19 protein-coding genes and 7 pseudogenes are annotated in these 24,752 nt (G+C 72.6%); 11 read left to right on the forward strand and 15 right to left on the reverse strand.

Features of this window, described 5'->3' with window-relative positions:
- Window positions 1-178: 178 nt before the first annotated feature.
- Window positions 179-2,122 (reverse strand): anthranilate synthase family protein, encoded by a 1,944-nt coding sequence (locus ACQEVS_RS08570; RefSeq protein ID WP_433017458.1) that lies wholly within the window; start codon window positions 2,120-2,122, stop codon window positions 179-181.
- Window positions 2,123-2,217: 95 nt separating this feature from the next.
- Window positions 2,218-2,274, reverse strand: coding sequence for a trp operon leader peptide (locus ACQEVS_RS08575; RefSeq protein WP_185945293.1), 57 nt, complete (start codon window positions 2,272-2,274; stop codon window positions 2,218-2,220).
- 158 nt (window positions 2,275-2,432) lie between these two features.
- Between ACQEVS_RS08575 and ACQEVS_RS08580 the strand changes: the two genes are divergently transcribed.
- Together ACQEVS_RS08580 and ACQEVS_RS08585 are read left to right on the forward strand one after the other, a co-directional pair.
- Entirely contained in the window at window positions 2,433-3,788 is a 1,356-nt protein-coding gene (locus ACQEVS_RS08580; protein WP_433017461.1) for a class II 3-deoxy-7-phosphoheptulonate synthase, read from the forward strand.
- 158 nt (window positions 3,789-3,946) lie between these two features.
- Complete coding sequence (locus ACQEVS_RS08585; RefSeq protein WP_433017464.1) at window positions 3,947-4,270, forward strand: (2Fe-2S)-binding protein; 324 nt, start codon at window positions 3,947-3,949, stop codon at window positions 4,268-4,270.
- Between the two features lie 25 nt (window positions 4,271-4,295).
- Here ACQEVS_RS08585 and bfr read toward each other — a convergent pair whose 3' ends face one another.
- Window positions 4,296-4,787 carry a bacterioferritin gene (gene bfr, locus ACQEVS_RS08590; RefSeq protein WP_433017467.1) on the reverse strand — a complete coding sequence of 164 codons (492 nt, stop codon included), beginning with the start codon at window positions 4,785-4,787 and terminating at the stop codon, window positions 4,296-4,298.
- 155 nt (window positions 4,788-4,942) lie between these two features.
- Between bfr and ACQEVS_RS08595 the strand changes: the two genes are divergently transcribed.
- On the forward strand, window positions 4,943-5,584 hold the full coding sequence (locus ACQEVS_RS08595; RefSeq protein ID WP_433017470.1) for a sulfite oxidase-like oxidoreductase: 642 nt from the start codon (window positions 4,943-4,945) through the stop codon (window positions 5,582-5,584).
- A 150-nt stretch (window positions 5,585-5,734) separates the two neighbouring features.
- On the opposite strand, the gene ACQEVS_RS08600 is transcribed toward ACQEVS_RS08595, so the two are convergent.
- From ACQEVS_RS08600 to ACQEVS_RS08615, 4 genes are read right to left on the reverse strand one after another with little or no spacing between them, the layout of a single operon-like run.
- Window positions 5,735-6,769 (reverse strand): 6-phosphofructokinase, encoded by a 1,035-nt coding sequence (locus ACQEVS_RS08600; RefSeq protein WP_433017473.1) that lies wholly within the window; start codon window positions 6,767-6,769, stop codon window positions 5,735-5,737.
- Between the two features lie 56 nt (window positions 6,770-6,825).
- Window positions 6,826-7,515, reverse strand: coding sequence for a response regulator (locus ACQEVS_RS08605; RefSeq protein WP_433017476.1), 690 nt, complete (start codon window positions 7,513-7,515; stop codon window positions 6,826-6,828).
- Window positions 7,515-8,798: a MacS family sensor histidine kinase gene (macS, locus tag ACQEVS_RS08610; protein WP_433017479.1), complete on the reverse strand. Its 1,284-nt coding sequence runs from the start codon at window positions 8,796-8,798 to the stop codon at window positions 7,515-7,517. The genes ACQEVS_RS08605 and macS overlap by 1 nt, the downstream gene beginning before the upstream one ends.
- A 52-nt stretch (window positions 8,799-8,850) precedes the next feature.
- Complete coding sequence (locus ACQEVS_RS08615; protein ID WP_433027390.1) at window positions 8,851-9,621, reverse strand: lysophospholipid acyltransferase family protein; 771 nt, start codon at window positions 9,619-9,621, stop codon at window positions 8,851-8,853.
- A gap of 159 nt (window positions 9,622-9,780) precedes the next feature.
- Between ACQEVS_RS08615 and ACQEVS_RS08620 the strand changes: the two genes are divergently transcribed.
- Together ACQEVS_RS08620 and ACQEVS_RS08625 are read left to right on the forward strand one after the other, a co-directional pair.
- A complete protein-coding gene (locus ACQEVS_RS08620; protein WP_433017482.1) occupies window positions 9,781-10,578 on the forward strand; it encodes an alpha/beta hydrolase in 798 nt (265 codons plus the stop codon).
- Window positions 10,571-11,106: pseudogene (locus tag ACQEVS_RS08625) on the forward strand (hypothetical protein). The gene ACQEVS_RS08620 and the pseudogene ACQEVS_RS08625 overlap by 8 nt, the downstream one beginning before the upstream one ends.
- Window positions 11,107-11,244: 138 nt before the next feature.
- On the opposite strand, the pseudogene ACQEVS_RS08630 reads toward ACQEVS_RS08625, so the two are convergent.
- The 6 genes and pseudogenes from ACQEVS_RS08630 to ACQEVS_RS08655 form a co-directional block, all read right to left on the reverse strand.
- Window positions 11,245-11,990, reverse strand: a pseudogene (locus tag ACQEVS_RS08630) (endonuclease/exonuclease/phosphatase family protein).
- An 83-nt stretch (window positions 11,991-12,073) separates the two neighbouring features.
- Window positions 12,074-13,015, reverse strand: coding sequence for an ROK family glucokinase (locus ACQEVS_RS08635; RefSeq protein ID WP_433017485.1), 942 nt, complete (start codon window positions 13,013-13,015; stop codon window positions 12,074-12,076).
- Between the two features lie 117 nt (window positions 13,016-13,132).
- The gene (locus tag ACQEVS_RS08640; protein WP_433017488.1) at window positions 13,133-13,627 is read right to left on the reverse strand and encodes a DUF5304 family protein; all 495 of its coding nucleotides are present in this window, start codon (window positions 13,625-13,627) and stop codon (window positions 13,133-13,135) included.
- Window positions 13,628-13,760: 133 nt separating this feature from the next.
- Window positions 13,761-15,051 (reverse strand): annotated as a pseudogene (locus tag ACQEVS_RS08645) (ArsA family ATPase).
- A 34-nt stretch (window positions 15,052-15,085) separates the two neighbouring features.
- Window positions 15,086-15,535, reverse strand: a complete 450-nt coding sequence (locus tag ACQEVS_RS08650; protein WP_433017491.1) for an SRPBCC family protein — start codon at window positions 15,533-15,535, stop codon at window positions 15,086-15,088.
- Between the two features lie 74 nt (window positions 15,536-15,609).
- Window positions 15,610-16,388: pseudogene (locus ACQEVS_RS08655) on the reverse strand (metallophosphoesterase family protein).
- Window positions 16,389-16,677: 289 nt separating this feature from the next.
- Here ACQEVS_RS08655 and ACQEVS_RS08660 point away from each other — a divergent pair.
- A pseudogene (locus ACQEVS_RS08660) lies at window positions 16,678-18,491 on the forward strand (AMP-dependent synthetase/ligase).
- A gap of 169 nt (window positions 18,492-18,660) precedes the next feature.
- On the opposite strand, the pseudogene ACQEVS_RS08665 reads toward ACQEVS_RS08660, so the two are convergent.
- A pseudogene (locus ACQEVS_RS08665) lies at window positions 18,661-19,949 on the reverse strand (glycosyltransferase 87 family protein).
- A 288-nt stretch (window positions 19,950-20,237) separates the two neighbouring features.
- On the opposite strand from ACQEVS_RS08665, the gene ACQEVS_RS08670 reads away from it, so the two are divergent.
- Complete coding sequence (locus tag ACQEVS_RS08670) at window positions 20,238-21,380, forward strand: glycosyltransferase family 4 protein (protein WP_433017493.1); 1,143 nt, start codon at window positions 20,238-20,240, stop codon at window positions 21,378-21,380.
- Here the strand turns inward: ACQEVS_RS08670 and ACQEVS_RS08675 are convergent.
- On the reverse strand, window positions 21,365-21,856 hold the full coding sequence (locus ACQEVS_RS08675; RefSeq protein WP_433017496.1) for a nuclear transport factor 2 family protein: 492 nt from the start codon (window positions 21,854-21,856) through the stop codon (window positions 21,365-21,367). The genes ACQEVS_RS08670 and ACQEVS_RS08675 overlap by 16 nt on opposite strands.
- A gap of 71 nt (window positions 21,857-21,927) precedes the next feature.
- On the opposite strand from ACQEVS_RS08675, the gene ACQEVS_RS08680 reads away from it, so the two are divergent.
- The 4 genes and pseudogenes from ACQEVS_RS08680 (at window position 21,928) to ACQEVS_RS08695 (ending at window position 24,703) form a co-directional block, all read left to right on the forward strand.
- Window positions 21,928-22,833 carry a hypothetical protein gene (locus tag ACQEVS_RS08680; RefSeq protein ID WP_433017499.1) on the forward strand — a complete coding sequence of 302 codons (906 nt, stop codon included), beginning with the start codon at window positions 21,928-21,930 and terminating at the stop codon, window positions 22,831-22,833.
- A gap of 628 nt (window positions 22,834-23,461) precedes the next feature.
- Window positions 23,462-24,409, forward strand: coding sequence for a helix-turn-helix domain-containing protein (locus ACQEVS_RS08685; RefSeq protein WP_433017502.1), 948 nt, complete (start codon window positions 23,462-23,464; stop codon window positions 24,407-24,409).
- Window positions 24,372-24,485, forward strand: a pseudogene (locus tag ACQEVS_RS08690) (DUF397 domain-containing protein); the annotation flags it as partial. The gene ACQEVS_RS08685 and the pseudogene ACQEVS_RS08690, both read left to right, overlap by 38 nt.
- A 14-nt stretch (window positions 24,486-24,499) precedes the next feature.
- Window positions 24,500-24,703 (forward strand): DUF397 domain-containing protein, encoded by a 204-nt coding sequence (locus ACQEVS_RS08695; protein WP_433017505.1) that lies wholly within the window; start codon window positions 24,500-24,502, stop codon window positions 24,701-24,703.
- The last annotated feature ends 49 nt before the right edge of the window (window positions 24,704-24,752 follow it).

Here is a 24,752-nt window from a genome sequence, read left to right on the forward strand (position 1 = left end):
CGTTTCCCGGGGAGGGCCCCGGACCCCCTGAAACCGCGCTCCGCGCGGTTGTCCTCAAGCGCCGGACGGGCTGAAAATCAGCCCGTCCGGCGCTTGAGGACGAGCGGCGAAGCCGCGATAAGGGGGGTCTGGGGGCACAGCCCCCAGGAATCGGCGAAGGGGAGGGACCGGGGCACCCTCACGCTACGGCTGCCACCGCGGCCAGCAGCCGCCCCACCACCCCCACCCCATCCAACGTCAGCACCGACTCCGGATGAAACTGCACCCCGGCGAACCCGGGCCCACGCAACGCATGCACCTCACCACTCCCGAGGTCCCGCGCGACCTCGACCCCATGTGCCGCCAGCTCCCCCGCCACCGCCGCATCACACCGCGCCGTGAACGTGTTGTAGAACCCCACCGTCTCCGGCACCCCGAAGAAGTCGATCCGCTCCTGCGCGCCCTGGAAGGGGACCGCCTTCCGGACGATGTCCAAACCCAGCTCGGCGGCGATGAGTTCGTGCCCGAGGCAGACGCCGAGGAGGCCGTGCCGGTGGCCGGCGAGGAGGTCGGCGGTCAGCCCGCGCAGCAGCCGCACGCGGGGGTCGGCGACGGCGGACGGGTCGCCGGGGCCGGGCCCGAGGACGACCGGGCCCTCGTGGGCGAGGGCCGCCTCGCGCAGGCCGGGCTCGTCGAAGCGCCGGACGGTGACGGCGAGTCCCGAGGCCCGGAGCAGGTGGGCGAGCATGGCGGTGAACGTGTCCTCGGCATCGATCACCAGCGCGTGTCCGGACGCCGTACCGGGCAGCGCCCCGGACGACGGCTCCCGCATCCGCAGCCAGAACGGCGCCAGATCCGCCCGCCGCGCGTCCAGCGCGGCCCGCACCCGAGGGTCGTCGGCGAGCCGGGCGGGGGCACCGGCGGACGGGCGGCCGGTGGGCGGCCGGACGCCGAGCGCCGCCAGGACGGCCGCCGCCTTCGCGTGCGTCTCGGCCACCTCGCCGTGCGGGTCGGAGTGCCGGACGAGGGTGGCGCCGACGGAGAGCCGCAGCCGGCCGCGCCGGTCGATGTCGGCGGTGCGGATGAGGATGGGCGAGTCCAGGGTCCGGGCGCCGTCCGCGTCGCGGCCGATGAGGGCGAGGGCGCCCGCGTAGTAGCCGCGCCCGCCGGCCTCGTGGCGGCGGATGACGCGGCAGGCGTTCTCCACGGGCGACCCGGTGACCGTCGCCGCGAACATCGTCTCCTTCAGCACCTCCCGCACGTCCAGCGACGACCGTCCGCGCAGTTCGTACTCGGTGTGCGCGAGGTGGGCCATCTCGCGCAGCCGCGGGCCGATCACCACGCCGCCCCGGTCGCCGACGGTGCACATCATCTTCAGCTCCTCGTCCACGACCATGGACAGCTCCTCCACCTCCTTGCGGTCGTGGAGGAAGGCGAGCAGCCCGTCGGCGGAGGGCCCCTCGGCGGGGTAGCGGTAGGTGCCGCTGATCGGGTTCATCACCACGGTGCCGCCGGACATCCGCACATGGACCTCGGGGCTCGCCCCGACGAGCGTCCGGTCGCCGGTGTGCACGACGTACGTCCAGTACGCGCCGCGTTCACCGGACAGCAGCCGGCGGAAGAGGGCGAGCGCGTCGGCCGCCCCGAACCCGTGCACCTCCCCCTCGAAGGTGCGCCGGACGACGAAGTCCGCGCCCTCGCCGCCGCCGATCTCGTCCCGGACGACCCGCTCGACGATCCGCGCGTACTCCTCGTCGCCGATGTCGAACGCGCCGCCCTCCACCCGCACCTCGTGCGCGGGCAGCGCGGCGAGGACGTCGGCGAGCGGCAGCTCGTGCGTCTCCTCGGGGTGCAGGACGAGCAGCGGCGTCCCGTCGTCGTGGACCTCGAAGCCGCGCTCGCGCAGCTGGCGGAACGGGACGAGGGCCAGCGCGTCGTGCACCCGGCCGCCCTGCGCGGGCGGCCCGTCCGGCAGCGCGATGTCCGCCAGCCGCCCGGCCTCGGCGACCGGCCCGGTGAGCAGTTCCACGGTGTCCCCGGCGAGCCCCGGGGTGCGGCGGTGCAACAGGGCGAAGGGCGGGTGGCCCGGGGCGGTGAGACGGGCCACAAGGGCGGGGAGGGCGGCGGCGGTCGTGTCGTGCACGGGGGTTCCTTCCGGTGGGGGGGAGAGGAACGGCCGGGCCCGAAAACGCCGAAGGCCGCCCCTCGGGCGGCCTCGCGTCGGTTGGGTACGCGCAGTCAGTGGGCCGCCGGATGAGCGGTCCACCACCAGTTCTGGTGCGAAAGCGCGAGCATGCCGGAACCTTAGTACACGTTCGTGACCCGTGGGTGGTCGGGCGCGTCGCTCGGGGCGTGGTCCCCGCGGACGCTGACAGCTCCACAGTTCTGATCCGATCCGTCTCATGAAGTGGGCATCGGCCAAAATGGTCCCCGTGACCCCGTAGGGTTGAGATGTGACCGTGAACGCTGATATCGAAGCTGTCGCCGCCCAGGCGACGTGGCAGTCCCTGCCCGCGGCGCAGCAGCCCGACTGGCCGGACCAAGAGGCTCTGCGCGATGTGATCGACGAGCTCGCCGGCTATCCCCCCCTCGTCTTCGCCGGTGAGTGCGACCAGCTGCGTCAGCGTCTGGCCGCGGTGGCCCGGGGTGAGGCGTTCCTGCTCCAGGGCGGCGACTGCGCCGAGGCGTTCGACGCGGTCGGCGCGGACCAGATCCGCAACAAGCTCAAGACGCTGCTCCAGATGGGGGCGGTGCTCACGTACGCCGGTTCGGTGCCGGTCGTCAAGGTCGGCCGGATCGCCGGCCAGTACAGCAAGCCGCGTTCGAAGCCGACCGAGACCCGGGACGGCGTGACCCTGCCGACCTACCGGGGCGACTCGGTCAACGGCTTCGCCTTCACGCCGGAGGCGCGGACCCCGGACCCGCAGCGGCTGAAGCGGATGTACCAGGCGTCGGCGTCCACGCTGAACCTGGTGCGCGCCTTCACCACCGGCGGCTACGCGGACCTGCGCCAGGTGCACGCCTGGAACCAGGACTTCGTCCGCTCCTCGCCCTCCGGCCAGCGCTACGAGCAGCTGGCGCGGGAGATCGACCGGGCGATGAACTTCATGAACGCCTGCGGGGTGGACCCGGAGGAGTTCAGGACGGTCGAGTTCTACGCCTCCCACGAGGCGCTGATCCTGGACTACGAGTCGGCGCTGACCCGCGTCGACTCGCGGACCGGCCGGCTCTACGACGTGTCGGGCCACATGGTGTGGATCGGCGAGCGCACCCGGCAGCTGGACGGGGCGCACATCGAGTTCGCGTCGAAGATCCGCAACCCGATCGGGGTCAAGCTGGGTCCGACGACCACGCCCGAGGAGGCGCTGACCCTCATCGAGCGGCTGGACCCGGAGCGCGAGCCGGGCCGGCTGACGTTCATCACCCGGATGGGCGCGGACAAGATCCGCGACAGGCTGCCCACCCTGGTGGAGAAGGTCACGGCGTCCGGCGCCCAGGTGGCGTGGGTCTCCGACCCGATGCACGGCAACACCTTCGAGGCGGCCTCGGGCCACAAGACCCGCCGTTTCGACGACGTGCTGGACGAGGTCAAGGGCTTCTTCGAGGTCCACAAGGCGCTGGGCACCCACCCGGGCGGCATCCACGTCGAGCTCACCGGTGACGACGTCACCGAGTGCGTGGGCGGCGGCGACGAGATCTTCGTCGACGACCTCCACCAGCGGTACGAGACGGCCTGCGACCCGCGGCTGAACCGCAGTCAGTCGCTGGACCTGGCTTTCCTGGTCGCGGAGATGTACCGGGACCAGTAGGGGCCGCCGAGCCGGCATACGCGAGGGGCGCGGATCTGTGATCCGCGCCCCTTCTGCGCCTCTGCGCGCCGCCGTACGTTGTCGCCGCCGGAGCGGGACAGGTAAGGTAAGGGTTACCTACCTTTTTGATCTTCCCTTTCCGGCGAGGCGGTGACCGCGTGTACGTCTGCTCGTGCTTCGGCATCACGGAGCAGCAGGTGCGTGAGCACGCGGAGAACGGCGCGTGCACGCCCCGGCAGATCGCGTCCGCGACCAAGGCCGGCACGGACTGCGGCAGCTGCGTACGGCGCGTCCAGGCCCTGCTCGGCCGGGGCGCCTGCCCGCGGCGGGAGCTGGTGGACCAGGGCTCCCGGGACCCGCTGGGCGCCGAGGGGAACGGACCGGCGCCTTCCGTCCCGTCCGTTCCGCCCGCGCGGCCGTTGACACCGCCGTCGGCACCGCCCGTGACCCCGCCCATGGACGGAATCGCCCGGGCGGCCTAGCGACCGGGCCGAGGCGGCTCCCGGGTCAGCGCGACGCCTCGCCGCTCGTCTGCTCGATGTACTGCGCCAGGTACAGCGGCTCGCCCAGCTTCTCGATCAGCTCCAGCTGGGTGTCGAGGTAGTCGATGTGATCCTCCTCGTCCGCGAGGATCGACTCGAAGATGTTGGCCGACGTGATGTCGCCCTTGGCCCGCATCACCTCCACCCCGCGCCGCAGCCGGTCGATGGCCTCGACCTCGACCTGCCGGTCGGCCTGGAACATCTCGGTGATCGTCTGCCCGACGCGGACGTGGAACAGCCGCTGGTAGTTGGGCAGCCCCTCCAGGAAGATGATCCGGTCCGTGAGGACCTCGGCGTGCCGCATCTCGTCGAACGACTCCGCCCGCGTGTGCTCCGCGATCTTGGTCCAGCCGTGGTGCTCCTGCATCTTCGCGTGCAGGAAGTACTGGTTGATGGCGGTCAGCTCGCCCGTCAGCTGTTCGTTGAGGAATTCGATGATCTCCGGGTCGCCCTGCATCGCGCGGGCTCCTTCCCAAGCTCATACCGGCAGGATGCGCGCATCCTCGCACCGGCCTCCCGGACCGTCCAGTAAGTGCACACTTAGTGGGAGTTGTCCGGACAGCGGGCGGCCCCCGGTCATCGACATCCGCCGGTGTCTGACACCATGGAGACATGGGTCAGTCGGGTCGGTCGGGTCAGTCGGAAAGCCGCGAAGGGGAACATCTCCAGCTGCCTCCGGGGCAGCGTCTCCAGCGTGGCTGGCCGGTGACCCACTACGGACCCGTGCCGCGGTTCCGGCCGGAACGGTGGGAGTTCCGGGTCTTCGGCGCGACCGCCGACGGAGACAAGCACTGCTGGACGCACGACGAGTTCTCGGCCCTGCCGTACACCACGGTGGTCGCGGACCTGCACTGCGTCACCAAGTACAGCGTCCTCGACGCCGAGTGGGGCGGCGTCGCCACCCGCACGATCCTCGAACTCGCCCCGCCCGCCCCGGACGTCACGCACGTCATGGTCTGGGCCGAGTACGGCTACAGCTCCAACCTGCGGCTCTCCGACTTCGCCTCCGACCGGTCCATTTTCGCCACCCACAAGGACGGCGAACTGCTGACCGCCGAGCACGGCTTCCCGGTACGGCTGGCGGTCCCGCACCTGTACGCGTGGAAGGGACCGAAGTGGGTCCGGGGCGTGGAGTACATGACCGCGGACCGGCGGGGCTTCTGGGAGGAGCGCGGCTACCACAACGTGGGGGACCCGTGGCGGGAGCAGCGGTATTCGTACCAGGAGGTACCGGGGGACGGGCCTGAGCTTTAGCAGGCCCCTGCGGGGGCTCTCAAACGCCGGACGGGCTGAAATCAGCCCGTCCGGCGTTTGAGGACGCGCACCGAAGGTGCGCTCGGGGGTGCGGGGGCGCAGCCCCTGCAAGAAACGGTGAAGGGGCGGGACAGGGGCAACCCCCCGGCGTCAGCCGAAGAGCACCTTCACCTCCTCGTACCGCTCCGCGGAAACCGTCTTCAGACAAGCCGTCGCCTCGGACAGAGGCACCCGCACGATCTCCGTCCCCCGCAACGCCACCATCCGCCCGAACGCCCCCTCCCGCACCGCGGCGATCGCGTGCAGCCCGAACCGCGTCGCCAGCCACCGGTCGAAAGCGCTCGGCGTCCCACCCCGCTGGATGTGCCCGAGCACGGTCGTCCGGGCCTCCTTCCCGGTGCGCCGCTCGATCTCCTTGGCGAGCCACTCCCCCACCCCGGACAGCCGGACGTGCCCGAAGGAATCCAGCCCGACGGTGGCGTCCTTCAGCACCAGGTCCCCGTCCACCGGCATGGCCCCCTCCGCGACGACGACGATGGGCGCGTAACTGGCCCGGAACCGCGAGGTGACCCAGCCGCAGACCTCGTCGAGGTCGAAGCGCTGCTCGGGGATGAGGATGACGTTGGCGCCGCCCGCGAGGCCGGAGTGGAGGGCGATCCAGCCCGCGTGCCGGCCCATGACCTCGACGACGAGGACGCGCATGTGGGACTCGGCGGTGGTGTGCAGCCGGTCGATGGCCTCGGTGGCGATGTTGACGGCGGTGTCGAAGCCGAAGGTGTAGTCGGTGGCGGAGAGGTCGTTGTCGATGGTCTTGGGGACGCCGACGCACGGGACGCCGTGCTGTTCCCAGAGCCGGGCGGCGACGCCGAGGGTGTCCTCGCCGCCGATGGCGATGAGGGCCTCGACGCCGAGGGCGGTCAGGTTCTCGCGGATCCTGCGGACGCCGTCGCGCTCCTTGAAGGGGTTGGTCCGCGAGGAGCCGAGGACGGTCCCGCCGCGGGGCAGGATGCCGCGGACGGCCGGGATGTCGAGGGGGACGGCGGCGCCGGTGAGCGGCCCGCGCCAGCCGTCCCTGAAGCCGGTGAACTCGTACTGGTGGTCCTGGACGCCCTTGCGGACGACGGCCCGGATGACCGCGTTGAGCCCGGGGCAGTCGCCCCCGCCGGTCAGCACTCCGACGCGCATGACGCACACCTTCCCTCCAGCCGGGACGATTCGCCCGGCCGCGGGAGACCGGTGGCTCAGGCGTCGTCGAGACCTCGCTCTATGGCGTAGCGGACGAGCTCCACCCGGTTGTGCAGCTGGAGCTTGCCCAAGGTGTTCTGCACATGGTTCTGCACCGTCCGGTGGGAAATAACCAGCCGTTCGGCGATCTGCTTGTAGGAGAGGCCCTTGGCGACGAGCCGGAGCACCTGGGTCTCGCGGTCGGTGAGCCGGGGCGCCTCCGGGGCGGAAGGCCCCGAGGCGGGCGCGGCGGGGGCGGGTTCGGCGGCGAGGCGCCGGTACTCGCCGAGGACGAGCCCGGCCAGGCCGGGGGTGAAGACGGGGTCGCCGGCGGCGGTGCTGCGGACGGCGGCGAGGAGTTCCTCCGTGCTGGCGGACTTGACCAGGTAGCCGGTGGCGCCGGACTTCACGGCCTCCAGGACGTCGGCGTGCTCGCCGCTCGCGGAGAGGACGAGGACGCGCAGCGCGGGGTTCTCGCCGACGAGTTCCTTGCAGACCGCGACGCCGGGCAGGCCGGGCAGGTTGAGGTCGAGGACGAGGACGTCGGGGGCGGCGGCGCGGGCGCGGCGGACGGCCTGGGGGCCGTCGCCGGCGGTGGCGACCACGTCGAACCCGGCGGCGGCCAGGTCCCGGGCGACGGCGTCGCGCCACATCGGGTGGTCGTCGACCACCATCACCTTCACGGCCTGTTCCGCGGCGACCGTCATCACACCTCACTCTTCCGTGAAACAGCCGGGACACCCGGGACCTGCGCGGCCCGTGGGACCGGCCGTGTGACCGTCAGTTCGACTTCCGTGCCCTGTCCGGGCACGGAGACCAGTTCCGCCGTGCCCCCGAGGTCGCGGAGGCGCCCGCGGATGGACAGGGCGACGCCCATCCGCCCCTCCCGTTCCGCGTCGGCCAGCCGGCCCTCGGGGATGCCGGGCCCGTCGTCGCGCACGCTGACGATCACCTGGCCGGGTTCGTCCTCGACGAGGATCCAGGCCCGGGCGTCCTCGCCCGCGTGCCGTTCGACGTTGTCCAGGGCGGCGCCGACGGCCGCGGCGAGCTCGGCCGCGGCGGCCGACTCCAGCAGAACGGGGGTGCCGGGCGCGGAGAAGGTCACGGCGGGGCCGGCGTAGGGGGCGAGGAGGGCCCGCAGGTCGCAGGGGCCCTCGGGCGGGCGGGCGGCGGGTACGGGCAGGGGCTCGGCCGGGGCGTCGGCGGGCCGGGCTCCCGAGGCCCCCTGCGGCCGGCGCGGCGGCACCAGGCCGCCGGCGACCAGGGTGCGCAGCGCGATCTCCTGCTCGCCGGCCATCCGGCCCAGCTCGGCGGCCTCGCCGCCGAGGGCGGCGCCCCGGCGCTGGACCATGGCCAGCACCTGGAGGACGCTGTCGTGGATGTCCCGGGCCAGCCGTTCGCGTTCGCGGTTGGCCGCCTCGATCTGCAGGGCGCGGGCGAGGGTGCGCTCGCTGACGCGGGCGACCTCGACGACGTAGCCGATGGCGATGCTGGCGACCCAGACGAGCAGGACGTCGTGGAGGGTGTCGCGGGGCAGCCCCTCGCGTTCGACGGCGTTGGCGAGGGCGACGAGGGTGGCGGCACCGGCCGCCCACCGCCAGCCGCCCTTGATGGCGCAGCCGAGGACCGCGCCGGCGGTCCAGACGGACGGGAGGGTGGCGGCGCCGTCCTCGACCCGGAACCGGGTGTCCAGCACGCCGGTGAGGAGGATGCCGCTCAGCGCGACGGCGAGGTCGACGACGAGGAAGCGGCGGGTACAGCGTTCGGCGGAGGAGACGCGGTTCCAGGTGAGCAGCGTCCACAGGGTGAGTACGCCCATGTAGAGCGCGGCACCCAGCGGGTGGGCGTACTCGTGGTACGCCGGGACGAAGAGGACGAGCGCGTAGCAGAGGGTGACGATCCGGTACCCGGTGAGCGCCCGCCACAGCGGCAGCTCCACCGACATGCGTACCCGGCCGCCCGAACGCCTCGTACCCCCGCCGTCCGTCATCCCCCGCCCGCTCCCGTCCGTCCCCGTTTCCGGGCCCCCCGGCCCGCCACCGCTACTCGCTCCGGCGCCGCTTCCGCTTCTCCGCCGGCTGGTCGAGACCGGCGGCCTTGGCGGCCTTCTCGGCCTCCTTCTCCTCCTCGGCCTTCTTCTTCGCGGCCTCGGCGATCTGCCGCTTGGCGGCCGTGGCGTAGATGTCCACGTATTCCTGGCCGGAGAGCTTCATGATCTCGTACATGACCTCGTCGGTCACCGAGCGGAGGATGAAGCGGTCGCCGTCCATGCCGTGGTAGCGGCTGAAGTCCAGCGGCTTGCCGATCCGGATGCCGGGCCGCATCAGCTTGGGCATCACCTTGCCGGGCGGCTGGATCTTCTCCGTGTCGATCATCGCGACGGGCAGCACCGGCGCCCCGGTGGCCAGCGCCACCCGGGCCAGGCCGCCCGGCTTGCCCCGGTAGAGGCGGCCGTCGGGGGACCGGGTGCCCTCCGGGTAGATGCCGAAGAGCTCACCGCGCTCCAGCACCTCGATGCCGCTCTTGATGGCCGCCTCGCCCGCGCCGCGGGCGCCGGAGCGGTCCACCGGGAGCTGGCCGACGCCCTTGAAGAAGGCGGCCGTCAGCTTCCCCTTGACCCCGGGGGAGGTGAAGTACTCCTGCTTCGCGATGAACGTGATCTTCCGGTCCAGCACCGCGGGAAGGAAGAAGGAGTCCGAGAACGACAGGTGGTTGCTCGCGAGGATCGCGGGCCCCTCGGCGGGCACGTTCTCCAAACCCTCCACCCAGGGCCGGAAGGCAAGCTTCAGCGACCCGCCGATGGACAGCTTCATAGCGCCGTAGAACAACCGAGAACCTCCTGTGTGTGACGAGGAGACCTTAACCCGCCTACCCGCGATGCGGCGCTCCGCGTAGGCTGAGGGACAGACCCTGTCCTTCCGCGGCCGCCGCGCGTCGTGCCCGCGGTCACGCTCCATCGATCGGAGATCCCGGTGCCGCTCCTCCCCGGCGCCGAGCCGTTCCGCCATGACGGCGGAGAGGTCGGCGTGCTCGTCTGCCACGGCTTCACCGGTTCCCCGCAGTCCGTACGGCCCTGGGCCGACCACCTCGCCGGGCGCGGCCTCACCGTCTCGCTCCCCCTGCTGCCGGGGCACGGCACCCGCTGGCAGGACATGCAGATCACCGGCTGGCAGGACTGGTACGCCGAGGTCGACCGCGAACTGCGGGCCCTGCGCGAGCGCTGCGCGCGGGTCTTCGTCTGCGGGCTGTCCATGGGCGGCGCGCTGGCCCTGCGGCTCGCCGCCCGGCACGGGGACGCGGTCTCCGGCGTCGCCGTCGTCAACCCCGCCAACAAGGTGCACGGCCTCGGCGTCAAGGCGCTGCCGCTGCTGCGCCACCTGGTCCCGTCCTCGGCCGGCATCGCCAGTGACATCGCCAAGCCCGGCTGCCGGGAGGTGGGATACGACCGGGTCCCGCTGCACGCCGCCTACTCCTTCCACCGCTTCCTCCAGCTCGTGGACCGCGAACTGCCCCAGGTGACGCAGCCTTTGCTGCTGATGCACAGCCCGGAGGACCACGTCGTCCCGCCGGCCGACTCCGCCCGCATCCTGGCCCGGGTCTCCTCCCGGGACGTCACGGAGCGGCTGCTGGAGCGCAGTTACCACGTGGCCACCCTGGACCACGACGCCCCCGCGGTCTTCGAGGACACGCACGCGTTCATCACCCGTCTCACCCGGCAGGGCACCACCACGCAGGGGACCGCCCCGCGGGGAACGGCCTCCCGTGGCTGAGCGCGACGCGGGCCACGACCGCGACGACAGCCGCGACCCACTGGACGAGGACGCCGCCTGGGCGGAACTCGTCGCGGCCTACGGCGAGCAGCCCGACCCGGAGAAGGGCCACTGGCCCGCGACGGGCGACGACGCGCGCCCCACGGCCGCGGAACCGCCCCCGGCCCCGGCCACTCCCACAGCGCCGCCGTCCGACCGCCCGGGCGGCTTCATCGTCTACGCCCCCGGCGTCGGCCCCCGCGACGCGCCCGCCCCCGACCCCCTGGACGAGGACGACGACGAGGGCCACTTCGTCCCCCGGAGCCCCCGCCCCTCCCCACCGGCGACGTCACCTCCCGCTTCGCCTGGATCGCCGTCCTGGGCGGCCCGCTGCTCCTCCTCCTCATGGTCCTGCTCCGGCAGGAACTGACCTGGTGGATCACCACCCTGGGCATCGGCGGCTTCCTGGGCGGCTTCGCCACGCTGGTGCTGCGCATGCGGGACGGGGACGAGGACGAGGACGATCCGGGGCGCGGCGCGGTGGTGTGAGCCCCGGTCCCTCCTCAATCGCTGGACGGGCTGAATATCAGCCCGTCCGGCGTTTGAGGACGAGCGGCGAAGCCGCGAAAAGCGGGGTCTGGGGCGCAGCCCCAGGAAACGGCGAAAGGGCGGGGCCGGGGCAACCCCCTACCCCACCGGCACCCGCAGTGCCGCCAGCACCGGCAGATGATCCGTAGCGGCCCGCAGGTCCGCTTCCGACACCCCGGGCAACCCCATAGGCACCCCACACCCCAAAACCTCCACCCCCGCGGTAGCGAACACCGCATCGATCCGCTGCAAAGGATCCCCCAGCCGCGTCGTATGCTCCCGCCCCCAAGGCTTCACGGCCCACCCGTCCTGCAACTCCCCGCCAGCAGCCCGAACGTCCGCCCGTCGGGCCGGTCGTTCAGGTCCCCGGCGACGACACCGTGCGGCACCCCGAGCGCGGCCAGCCGCGACAGCACCAACCGCCCCTGCGCGTACCGCTCCTCGTCCCGAATGCTCAGGTGGCAGCTGACGACCCCCAGCCGGGCCCGCCCGAACCGCAGCACGGCGGTCGCGAGCCCCCGCTGGTGCAATCCGGGCGTACGCGGCAGCAGCACGTCCTCGGCATGCTCCACGTGCGGCCGGAGCGTGGAAAGGATCATCGGCCCCGAAGCAGTGGCACCACCCGTCACGTACACCAGGCCGGACGCCCGGGCGAGCCGCGCCGCCGCCTTCCGCCAGCGGAAGAACCGCGGCGCCTCCTGCACGCAGACGACGTCGGGGGCGCAGGCCCGGATCACCCGGGCCAGCGCCCCCACGTCGTCCCGCATGGAGCGGATGTTGTAGCTGAGCACGCGGACCACGGAGGCGTCCGCTTCGGTCGAGGATTCCGGCAGGTCCGCGAGCATGAGCCCTCCGCTGAAGTCGATCCGATCCTCTTCAGGTGATCAAGCTCTGCGGACCCTACCGTGCGGGCCCCGACGCCCCGCCGTCAGCCCTGGCGGGCCAGGTCCGCGGCGCCCACCAGGCCCGCCTTGCCGCCGAGCTGCGCGGCGAGCACCTGCGCGTGCGGGCGCCACTTGCCGCCGACGAGCCAGCGGCGGAACGACTTGCGGATGGGGTCGAGGACCAGGTCGCCCTCGTCCGAGAGGCCGCCGCCGACGATGAACGCCGACGGGTCGAACAGCGACGCCAGGTCGGCGAGGCCGGCGCCGACCCAGCGGGCCAGCTCGCGGAAGGAGTCGACGGCCACCGGGTCGCCCTGCCGGGCGGCCAGGCTGATGTGCTTGCCCTCGATGCCCTCGGGGGTGCCGTCGCCGAGGCCCAGCAGGACCGTGGCGTTCTCGGGGGTGGCGTGGGCGCGCTGGCGGGCGTAGCGGACCAGGGCGCGGCCGGACGCGTACTGCTCCCAGCAGCCCTGGCTGCCGCAGCCGCACAGCAGACCGTCGGGGACGGTCCGGATGTGGCCGAACTCGGCGGCGACGCCGAAGCGGCCCCGGCGCAGCTTGTTGCCGATGATGATGCCGCCGCCCAGGCCGGTGCCCAGGGTGATGCAGATGACGTCGTCGTGGCCCTGGCCGGCCCCGAAGCGGTACTCGCCCCAGGCGGCGGCGTTGGCGTCGTTCTCGACGACGACGGGGAGGCCGACGCGCTGCTCGACCTTGTCCTTGAGCGCCTCGTGCCGCCAGTTGATGTTGGGGGCGAAGAGGACGGTGGCCCGCTTGTCGTCCACGTAGCCGGCGGCGCCGATGCCGACGGCCTCGATCTCGTGGTCGGCGCTGACGGTGCGCACCGCGTCGGCGATGGCGTCGATGACCCCTTCGGGGGTGTCCGGGGTCGGCACCTTGCATGTCGCGAGGATCGAACCCTCTTCGTCCACCACTCCGGCCGCGATCTTCGTGCCGCCGATGTCGACGCCGATGGTGAGTCCCATGTGTCCCTCAGTTTTTCGCTCGATCCCCGCCGCGACCAACCGTACCGGAGCCCGGGAGCGCCCCGGCCCGTGGCGGTCGCCGGACGGGGGACGGTGGCCGGGGGTGCGGGGGCGGCGTCAGTCGAGGTCGATGCGCTCGGTGCCGCCCGCCGCCTCGCCGCCGTCGCCCTTGCCGCCGTCGTCGTGGCCCCCGGCCGGGCCGCCGGCCGCCGGGCGGTCCTCGGCGGCGCTCCGCGTCCAGCGCTGCTCCTGTCCCTTGACGGCGGCCCGGTAGGCGGCCATCAGCTCGGAGCCGGCCGACGCGAGGTGGTCGAAGACGTCCGGGTTGCGTTCGATGACGGGCTCGACGACGGCCTTGGCCCGCTCGACGACCTGCTGTACGGCTCCCTGGGCGGCGGCGCCGGCGAGCGGCAGCTGGAAGGACGCGACCTTGTCGGCGACCGCCTCGACGAGCCTGCGCAGCTCCTCGGCGGCGGAGCCGGGCGCCTGGCCCTCCCCGGACCGCGCCCGCCGGCGGGCGCGCTCCTCGGCAAGGTCCTCGGCGCAGGCCGCCTTCCAGGCGTCGGGGTCGGGTCCCGTCGGGGAGGCGGGGCGCTCGGTGGCATCGTTCACGACGGACTCCTGGGGCAGGCTCTTTCCTTCGACGGTACCCGAAGGTGGCCCTGCCGTTCAGGGCGCTGCGCACACCCGTAGGGGTGCCCGGGGCGGGGTGACGGACGGCCTCCGGGGAACCGCCCGGGACCCCTTACATCCCCGTCCGCGGCCAGAGCCCCGGATCCGGTGTGAAGCGGACGCACAGCGCCCCGTCGCGCAGCCCCGCGCCGGAGACCGTGCACCGGCGGAGGGCGGACGGCAGGGGCAGCGCGCGGCGGAACGGGCCGACGGCGACGATGAGTTCGTCGCCCCGCCGGACCAGGCCGATCCGGTCGCGTTCGGCGCCGGGCAGCGGCAGCCGCCAGACGAGCAGGTTGTCGTCGGCCAGCCGGTCCTCCACGGTGGGCGCCGGCGCCGGCGGCGGCAGGGGTATGGGCCCGGCGGCCGCGGCCAGCGCGTCGAGCCCGCCGGGGCCGTCGACGCCCAGCGGGTCCCGCCCGAGGTGCGGCAGCTCGACGACGGGCACGCCCCCGGCGCCGTACTCCTCGTACAGCCCCTTGAGCGCGGCCCGCTGCGCCTCCCCCCGCCCCGCCAGCCACGGGTCGTCGCCGTCCGGCAGCAGCCGGTTGGCGACGAGGGCGCCGAGCCGGCAGCCGTGCAGGGCCAGGCCCGCGCGGACGGTCCGCAGGGCGTCGGCGGTGAGCGGACCGGGCTCGGCGACCAGGTGGACGGTGACGCCCCCCGCGCCCCCGATTCCGCCGGGGCCCCCGGCATTCCCGCCGCCCTCGGCACCCGCGAGGCCCTCCGCGTCGAGGATGTCCTGGACGGCGGCCAGTTCCGCGTCCCACCGCCCGGCGAGCTCATAGAGCCGCTGGGCGGGCATGGGCACCCCGGCGAGCTGGGCGAGGACCGGGCGCAGGGCGCGGGCGGCCTGCCGCTCGGGGGCATCAGCCGGCGCAGGTAACGGCGGAGTTGCCCGGGGAGCGCGAGCAGGCGGACGGTGTCGTGCCCGGGGGCATGTCGACGACGAGCAGTTCCCACCCGCCGTCGTCGTGCGCGGCGCGCAGGGCGGCGAGCAGGGCGAGCGGTTCGGCTCCCGGGAGTTCGGTGAACTCCTCGGGGTCGAGGGGCGCGGCGCCCAGCAGGTCGAAGAGGGCGGCGCCGCGTTCCTGGAGTTCGCCGGCGAGGGCGGTGAAGTGCTCGCCGGTGGCGATCCGGGCGGCCCACAGCCCGGGCGCGGCCTCGACGGGCGGGGTGAAGGCCCGGCGCGCGTCGCCGCCGCCGTCCGGCAGCGGAGTGCCGAGGACGGCGCCGGGCACCGGCCCGGGGTCGGTGGTCAGCAGCAGGACGCGCCGTCCGGCGCGGGCCGCGGCCAGCGCGGTGGCCGCGGCGACGGTGGTACGGCCCGCGCCTCCGGGACCGGTGACGAGGACCGTACGCAAGGGGGATGCCTCCGTGGAACGAGAGGAGTGGGGGTCAGGAAGCGGCGACGGTCTCGACGCGCTGCTTCAGCCCGGCGAGGGCGCGGTCGATGATGACCTTCTCCGCCTTGCGCTTGATCATCCCGAGCATGGGGATCTTGACGTCGACGGTGAGCATGTAGGTCGCCTCGGTGTGACGGCCGCCCGCCACCGGCTTCAGGCTGTACGAGCCGTCGAGCTGGCGCAGCATGGCGGACTTCACCAGGGACCAGGAGACGGTGTGCTCGTCGGGCCAGCTGTAGGCGAGGGTGTGGTCGTCCTTGATCGCGCCGGCGTCGAGCACCAGGCGCACCTTGGCGGCGCGGCCCCGCTCGTCCCGCTCCAGCACCTCGGCCTGCTTCACCTCGCCCGTCCACGCCGGGTAGCGGTCGAAGTCGGCGATCACCGCCATGACCTCGGCGGGGCTCGCCTCGATCGTGATGCTCGAGCTGGTGTGTTCCGCCATCGCTGTGGCTCCTCCGTGCCGGTCCGGCCGACTGTCTGCGCTGTCTGCCGCTGAAGGCTACCTCTCCCGGCGTGTCACCACTCCATGGCCCACGGTGTACCGGTGGAGGCGAAGTGCCCGACGTTGACGCATTCGGTCACGCCGACGCGCATCCGGCGGGCGAGCGGCTGGTGGACGTGGCCGAAGAGCGCGTACCGGGGGCGGGTGGCGCGGATCGCCTCCAGCAGGGCGGAGCTGCCGCGCTCGAAGCGCCGGGCGACCGTGTCGTAGCAGAGTTCGGGCAGGTCAGGGGGATGTGGGAGCAGAGGACGTCGACTTCGCCGAGCGCTTCGACCTTGGCCGCGTACGCCTCGTCGTCGATCTCGTAAGGGGTGCGCATGGGCGTCCGCAGGCCACCTCCGACGAAGCCGAAGACGCGCCCTCCGATCTCGACGCGTTCGCCGTCGAGGACGGTGGTGCCGGGGCGGGCGAATTCCGGCCAGAGCGGCGGGAGGTCGACGTTGCCGTAGGTGGCGTAGGTGGGGGTGGGGAAGGCGGCGAAGAGTTCGGCGTACTGCTTGCGCACGGCCTGCTCGATGGCGGGGAAGCGGTCGACGCCGTCCCACAGCTCCCGGGCGAAGGCGCGGGCCTCGTCGAAGCGGCGGGCGGTGCGCAGTTCGACGAGACGGGCGGTGTTCTCCGCGCCGAAGAGGTCGGAGAAGATGCCGCGCGAGTGGTCGGCGTAGTCGAGGAAGAGGACGAGGTCGCCGAGGCAGATCAGGGCGTCGGCGCCGTTGCCCGCCCGGGCCAGGTCCCGCGCGTTTCCGTGCACGTCACTGACCACATGGACCCTGGTGCTCCCGGTACCTCGCATGGGCAGCACCCTAGGTCGCGTCCCGGCCCGATGGAAGGGCTGCGGGAGGGCCGCGGGAGGGCCGCGACCTGCGGTTACTTCCGGGTCACCGAAGGGAGGGGCTAGGGTGCCGGGAGCGGTCCCGCGGCATGTGACGCACAGAACATCTGGGCGTGACCCTCTATTCGAAACCTGTACTGGTGGGTAACGTCCGGGCCGTCCTTCACCGTGCCCGTAATACATGGACCGCAGCCGACGCAGCGCCCCTCGACGACGCGGCGGCGCCGGCGCCCGACGAGGAGCAGCAGTCTTGCGCGAGTTCAGCCTTCCGGCCCTCTACGAGGTCCCAGCGGACGGAAACCTGACGGATCTCATCCGCCGGAACGCCTCGCTCCACCCAGATGTCGCGGTCATAGGGCGCAAGGTCGGAGGCCGGTGGCAGGACGTCACCGCGGTCGAGTTCCTGGCGGAGGTGCGCGCCGCCGCCAAGGGCCTGATGGCCTCGGGCGTCAGGCCCGGCGACCGCGTCGGCCTGCTCTCCCGCACCCGCTACGAGTGGGCGCTGCTGGACTTCGCCATCTGGAGCGCGGGCGGCGTCACCGTCCCCGTGTACGAGACGAGCTCGCCCGAGCAGATCGAATGGATCCTCGGCGACTCCGGGGCCGTGGCCTGCCTGGTGGAGACGGACGCGCACGAGGCGGCCGTCGCGTCGGTCCGCGCGTCGCTCCCGGACCTGAAGCACGTCTGGAAGATCGAGGGCGGCGACGGCTCCGCTGTCGGTGCCGTCGAGACCCTCCGCACCGCCGGCAAGGACCTGACCGACGAGGAGGTGGACGAGCGCAGCGCGCTGGCCGACGCCGACACCCCCGCGACCATCGTCTACACCTCGGGCACCACCGGCCGCCCCAAGGGCTGCGTCCTCACCCACCGCAGCTTCTTCGCCGAGTGCGGCAACGCGGTGGAGCGCCTCAAGCCCCTCTTCCGCACCGGCGACTCCTCCGTCCTCCTCTTCCTCCCCGCCGCTCATGTCTTCGGCCGGCTGGTCGAGGTGGCCGCGCTGATGGCCCCCATCCGGCTGGGCATGGTCAGCGACATCAAGAACCTGACCGACGACCTGGCGGGCTTCCGCCCGACCCTCATCCTGGGCGTCCCCGGGTCTTCGAGAAGGTCTACAACGGCGCCCGCGCCAAGGCCCAGGCGGACGGCAAGGGCAAGATCTTCGACAAGGCGGCGGACACCGCCATCGCCTACAGCCGCGCCCTGGACACCCCGTCGGGCCCCGGCTTGGGCCTCAAGCTCAAGCACAAGGTCTTCGACCGCCTCGTCTACGGCAAGCTCCGCGCGGTCCTCGGCGGCCGCGCCACCCACGCCATCTCCGGCGGCGCCCCGCTGGGCGAACGCCTCGGCCACTTCTACCGCGGCATCGGCTTCACCGTCCTGGAGGGCTACGGCCTGACGGAATCCTGCGCCGCCACCGCCTTCAACCCCTGGGACCGCCCGAAGATCGGCACCGTCGGCCAGCCGCTCCCCGGCTCGGTCATCCGCATCGCCGACGACGGCGAGGTCATGCTGCACGGCGAGCACCTCTTCACCGGCTACTGGAACAACGAGAAGGCCACCGCCGAGGCCCTGGAGGACGGCTGGTTCCACACCGGCGACCTCGGCGCCCTCGACGAGGACGGCTACCTCAGCATCACCGGCCGCAAGAAGGAGATCCTCGTCACCGCCGGCGGCAAGAACGTCGCCCCCGCCGTCATCGAGGACCGCATCCGCGCCCACGCCCTCATCGCCGAATGCATGGTCGTCGGCGACGGCCGCCCCTTCGTCGGCGCCCTCGTCACCCTCGACGAGGACTTCCTCCCCCGCTGGCTCGAACGCCACGACAAGCCGTCCGGCCTCACGGCCGCCGACCTCGCCGACGACCCCGAACTCCTCGCCGACGTCCAGAAGGCCGTCGACGACGGCAACGCGGCGGTCTCGAAGGCGGAGTCGGTGCGCAAGTTCCGCATTCTTCCGGGGCAGTTCACGGAGGAGTCGGGGCATGTGACGCCGTCGCTGAAGCTGAAGCGGAATGTTGTGGCGAAGGATTTCGCGCACGAGATCGAGGCGATTTATCACGGGTAGGGGGGTGGGGTGCCCCGGTCCCGCCCTTTCGCCGTTTCCTGCGGGGGCAAGCCCCCGCACCCCCGAAACCGCGCTCTGCGCGTTTGAGGACGAGCGGCGAAGCCGCGACAAGCGGGGTCTGGGGCGCAGCCCCAGGAAACGGCGAAGGGGCGGGACCGGGGCGCCCCCCTCACCCCGACACGAGCTCCGAGGCCCGCTCAGCCGGAGGCTCCGGCTCCCCCGCCACGGAAGGCGGCACACTGACAGTGGCCCGCCAAAGCCGCCGGCAGGCAACCACCGTCGCCACCACCAACAACGCGTTGCGCAACGTCAACGTAGCGACCCCCAACTTGTCGCTGGCGATCACATGCTGGAACCAGATCGGAAACTCCAACTGCGTCAGCGGCGCGGCGATCAACACCAGCACGATCGGCAACCCCTGCCGCGTGGACCGAACGGTCGCGCAGACGGCCGCGAGCCCGATCAACCACACCACATACTGCGGACTGATCACCCGGCTCGTCGTGGTGAACAGCAGCACCGCGGTGAAAGCCGCGTCCGACGGCGTGCACTCCTCGAACCTCCGGGCCCGCACCCGCCACAGCAGCAACCACGCGAAAGCCACCAGGCTCAGCCCGAGAGCCAGCGCGCTCACCGCATGCACATGTCGTCCGAGAAACTCGACGGACCCGTAGTGCAGCCGGGCCCGCCCGTGCCACCCGAAGTGCCGGGCCAGATGGAACACCATCGACCCCAGCGACTCCACCTCCGTGCCCCGGTCCCGCTGGAAGGTGAGGAAGGCGAGAGCGCCGGGCATCGCGGCAGCGAAGAGCATCAGCAGCACGACGCCCGTGACCAGCGCCGAGCTCCAGGCCGACCGCGTCCGTCCCCCGCGCGGCACCCCTACGAGCAGCAGCACCGGCCACACCTTCAACAGCGCCCCGAAGCCGGCAAGCGCGCCCGCGAGCCGCGTCCGGCGGCCCAGGGCCAGCAGGCCGGCGACGGCGACGGCGGTCACCATCACGTCGTACCGGGCGTAGACGATCGGCCCGAGCAGCGGTACGCCGAGCACCCACACCCATACCCCCCGTCTGCTACGCCGCCCGTCCCGCACGGCGTACAGCAGCATGCCGAGGATCGCGGCGTCCGCCGCGAAGCACACCAGGAAGAAGGCGTGCGCGTAGTCGAGGAACGGCAGCAGCCCCGGGAGAGGACGGCGAGGGCGGCGGCGGGCGGGTACTGCCACGTGACGTCGTCGTACGGGAAGACGCCGGTCGAGAAGACGCCGTACCAGCGCCGGTAGATCACCTCGATGTCGATGCCGACGTCCGAGCCGGGCATGTCCAGCACCCGGAACACGCACAGCAGCAGGAAGGCCCGGGTGGCGGCCCACACGGCCCCCACCTTGAGGAGCAGCCGCAGTCGTGAGCCCGTGTCGGAAGAGCCCGTACCGGAGGAGCCCGTACCGGAGCCCGCCATCGTCCACCTCGTCCCGTCGGGGCACCACACATCGTGAGGGTGCCGTCACTGCAAGGCATGATGCCCGTCCGGCGGCCGGTCCTCGGTGACGTGCGGTGTCGTGGCGCCATTGCCGCCCGATCGCCGCCGCCGACGACGCCGCGGGAGCCGCAGGGGCCCGCCCCCGCCGCCGCCCGGCCGCCGCCCCGGCACACAGGGCGGGTACTGTCGCACACGCCACCTCCCCACGACACCCGCGCCATGCGACGCCGCGCGGACGGAGAAGCGACGGAGAAGCGAACAACCGGCATGCACAAGACCCTGATCGTCACCAACGACTTCCCACCCCGCCCCGGCGGCATCCAGGCGTTCCTGCACAACATGGCGCTGCGGCTGGACCCGGCGGACATCGTCGTCTACGCGTCGACGTGGAAGCGGAGCCGCGAGGGTGTCGAGGCCACGGCCCGGTTCGACGCCGAGCAGCCGTTCCGCGTCGTCCGCGACCGGACGACGATGCTGCTGCCCACGCCCCGGGTGACCCGCCGCGCGGCCGGGCTGCTGCGGGAACACGGCTGCTCCTCGGTCTGGTTCGGCGCGGCGGCCCCGCTGGGCCTGATGGCCCCGGCGCTGCGGGCGGCGGGCGCGCGGCGGATCGTCGCCACCAGCCACGGCCACGAGGCGGGCTGGGCGCAGTTGCCCGCCGCCCGGCAGTTGCTGCGGCGCATCGGCGAGGGCACCGACACGATCACCTATCTGGGTGAGTACACGCGCTCCCGCATCGCCTCCGCCCTCACCCGCGAGGCGGCGTCCCGCATGGTCCAACTCCCGCCCGGCGTGGACGAGAAGACGTTCCACCCGGGTTCGGGCGGCGACGCGGTCCGGGCCCGGCTCGGCCTCACCGACCGCCCGGTGGTCGTCTGCGTCTCCCGGCTCGTCCCGCGCAAGGGCCAGGACACCCTGATCCGCGCCCTGCCCGCCGTCCTCGCCCGCGTCCCGGACGCCGTCCTGCTCATCGTCGGCGGCGGCCCGTACGCCGACGACCTGCGCAAACTCGCCGAGGAGACGGGCGTCGCCGCGTCCGTCCGCTTCACCGGTCCGGTCGAGTGGGACGAACTCCCCGCCCACTACGGCGCCGGCGACGTCTTCGCCATGCCCTGCCGCACCCGGCGCGGCGGCCTGGACGTCGAGGGGCTCGGCATCGTCTACCTGGAGGCGTCGGCGACGGGCCTGCCGGTCGTGGCCGGCGACTCGGGCGGCGCACCGGACGCGGTGCTGGAGGGGGAGACGGGGTTCGTGGTGCGCGGCGAGTCGGCCGCCGAGACGGCGGACCGCGTCGCGACGCTCCTCCTCGACCCGGAACTGCGCGCCCGCATGGGGGCGCGGGGCCGCGCCTGGGTGGAGGAGCGCTGGCGCTGGGACCTGCTGGCGGAGCGGCTTCAGGAACTGCTGTGACGCTCGGCGCCGTCCCCGGGGTCGGCGCCGTCCGGACGCTCCACTCCCAGGCCGTTCAGCAGGGCGGGCAGACGACCCAGCGCATGGCACGTGCCGAGCGTGTCCATGTAGTCGAGGGCGTGCACGATCAGGCCGTCCCGCACCCGCAGGATCAGCAGGCCGGTGATCGCCGCCGGCTCCGTCCCGGGCCCGGACGTCGCGGAGGCCCCCCACTGCCCGATCACGACCTCGGGGTCGGCGGCGTCGAGGACGATGACGTCATGGATCTCCTTGAGCCGCACCGGGCTGGCGCCCCACGCCGCCCGGTAGCCGGCCCGGACCTCCTCACGGCCTTCGTAGCGGCCGGGCGTTCCCGGCGCGAAGAAGGGGAACTCGTGGACGGCGTCGGGCGCGTAGAGGTCGGCCAGATCGTCGGCGGACCAGCTCAGCATGGCCCGGTGGTAGGCGGCGAGGACGTCACGGGGTGACGGCGGCACGGTGAACTCCGTTCGCTGACCAGGGATTACCGGGTACGGTACGGCGCCCGTCCCCCCATAGGATCCCCGCCGTGAAGAAGATCACGACGGAGATCGATTACGGCCGCTTCGCGGAACGCCTGGCGGCTGCCCGGCAGGTGGCGGCGACGGAACCGGCCGGCAGCGCAGCCCGCTGGGAACTGCTGCGCGCGTTCCAGGAGGAGTGGGGGTACGAGCCGACCGGCGGCGCCCGCTGGGAGCGCGACGAGCCGGACGCGCACAAGGAGTACGTGACCGGCCTGCGCCCCGCCGCGCCCGAGGACGAGCCCGAACCGGACGACGTCGACCGCCTCCTCCCCATACCCGCCGCCCTGGACGAGTGGTGGGACCTGCCGTTCAACTCCTTCGCCGACCGCTGGCGCCTCTACTGGACGAACCCCGTCTGGCCGCCCACCGTCCGCCCCGACCCGACGGGCTACGGCGTCGCCGACGGCCTGCCGCGCGACAACCTGTTTACCGGCCCGGACGAGGACCCCCGGGTCTGCGTCCTGATGGCCGAGGACCAGTTCTGCAACGAGTGGGGCTACCCGGCGGCCCGCGCGCACCTCGTCGACCCGCCGGTCCTGGTGACGGTCGAGGACCGCGAGTGGACCCTCCAGAGCCACTCGGTGTCGGAGTTCTTCCTCACGCTGGCGGCGGCCCGCCTCCCCGACCACTACGGCTGGACGGTGGAGGAACCGGACCTGACTCCGGAGTCCATGACCCGCCTCCGCCAGGTACTCCGCCCGATGGGCCTGCTGCCGTGGCGCGAACTGGGCGCACATACGGAGTTCCTGGGCGGTCCGGACGTCATCGCCCGCCACGACACGGGGTACGGCGACACGGAACTCGCCCTCTACGGCCGCACCGAGGCGGCACTGCACCGCCTCGCCGCGGCGCTGGGCACGGACTGGTCGGAGGAGATCGCGGAGCCGGAATCCCACCGTGGGGAACCCTGACGCACGGCTCAGCCCCGCCGCTCCGGCTGCCGATGCGGATACTGCCCCTGATGCCCGGCCCGCCTCCGCCGGTACACCTCCGCCGCCTCCCCGTCCCCGCGCTGCCGGGCCGCGGTCTCGGCGGCGGTGTACCACCGGCACATCCCGCACTCGTGCGGCGCGGGATTCACCAACGGCCCGCTCCCGTGCGGCGTCGGCGGCAGGGGCGGCGGATCCCACATGGGCGGCGGGAACGACCGCGGGCTCACGCGTCACCCCGCCGCGAACCGGTCCCGTACCGGGCGCCGACGAACGATCCACCCGGCACCCCCGCCCGCTCCCGCTCCTCCAACGTCGCCGGCCGCACCCGCCCCGGCTCGGCCTCCCACTCCGTCCCACCCCGGGCGGCCGCAACCGCACCTTCGGCCCCCCGTACCCCATCACCTGCCCGACCTTCCCGCGCCGCGTATCCGTCAGCCACGCGCCGGGCCGGTAGGTGGCCTTCGATTGCGTCATGCGTTCGACCCTTCATGGTGTTCCGCTCTTCACGAGCGGGCATCAACCGTGAGGCTTAGACTCCACCTCCACAGCCCGCCTGAACAGGCCATTCTGGATTCCAAAGCCGCTTGGAATAAGGGGAGTTGAACACATGCTCGATCGTTCACCCGGCGAACCGCTCTCCCCCGCCCGAGAGTTCGGCGAGGAGGTCAAGGCCGCCCGCGAAGCACGCGGCTGGACCCAGGAGCAACTCGCCGACGCCCTGCACTGCGGCCAGCCGTACGTCAGCAAGGTCGAACGCGGCGAACAGCTCGCGTCGGCGGCTTTCGCCAAGCAGTGCGACCGCGTCTTCGGCACGCCGGGCACGTACGCGCGCATGCGGCAGCGGGCGGCGGACGCGGGGTCGCCGACGTGGTTCATCCCGTACTTGCAGCTGGAGCGCGAGGCGCGGGCTATCTGCAACTATTCGACCACCCGAGTCACGGGGATGTTGCAAACTCCCGAGTATGCGGAACACGTCTTCCGCGCCGCAAATCCGCATGAGTCAGTCGACCAGATCAGAGCGCGCATCGAAAGGCGCATGCAGCGGCGGGAAGTGTTCGACCGCCCCAACCCTCCGGCCCTGTGGGTAATCCTCTACGAGGCAGCACTCTGGTCCAACGTCGGTGGCCCGGAAGTCATGAGCAACCAACTGCGGCGTCTCCTCACCGCCTCGGAAGTACCGCACATTAACTTGCAGGTGTTCCCTTATTCTGCTGGGACCGCCGCCCGGGGCGGCCCCTTCACCGTGCTCACCACCCAGGATGGCACCGACGTCTTGTACGAGGAGACGTACACCCGAGGGCAAGTGAGCGACTCTGCCGAGGTAGTTGCCAGCGCACAGGCAGCGTTCGAGCGACTGCGCGCCGACGCCCTGTCGCGCCAGGAATCACTGTCCCTCATTCGACATGTTATGGAGGCATACTCCCATGAACACCACCTCAGACCTTTCCGGCGCCATATGGAAGAAATCCAGCCACAGCGAGGGGAACAGCGGCGAATGCCTCGAATGGGCCCCCGGGTACGCCTCATCCGGCACCGTACCGATCCGCGACAGTAAACGCCCGACCGATCGACCCCTGACCTTCCCCGCACCCGCATGGTCCGCGTTCGTCACGAGCGTCAAGGCACGCTGAACAGGGGGCCCGCGATGAGCAGCACTCTCGACCTCACCCACGCAACGTGGAATAAGTCGACCTACTGCGAGGGGAACAGCGGCCAATGCGTCGAATGGGCCCCTGCCTACGCCCCCACCGGAACCATCCCCATCCGCGACAGCAAACACCCCGCCGCCCCGGCGCTCCTCTTCCCGACCCCCGCCTGGTCCGCGTTCGTCGCGACCATTCAGGAGTAACAGGACTCCGGCCAGTGCAGCAGCACCAGATCCGTGGTGAGTCCCGGAC

The sequence above is a fragment of the Streptomyces sp. CA-181903 genome (assembly GCF_050937075.1).
In the GTDB taxonomy this organism is placed as follows: domain Bacteria; phylum Actinomycetota; class Actinomycetes; order Streptomycetales; family Streptomycetaceae; genus Streptomyces.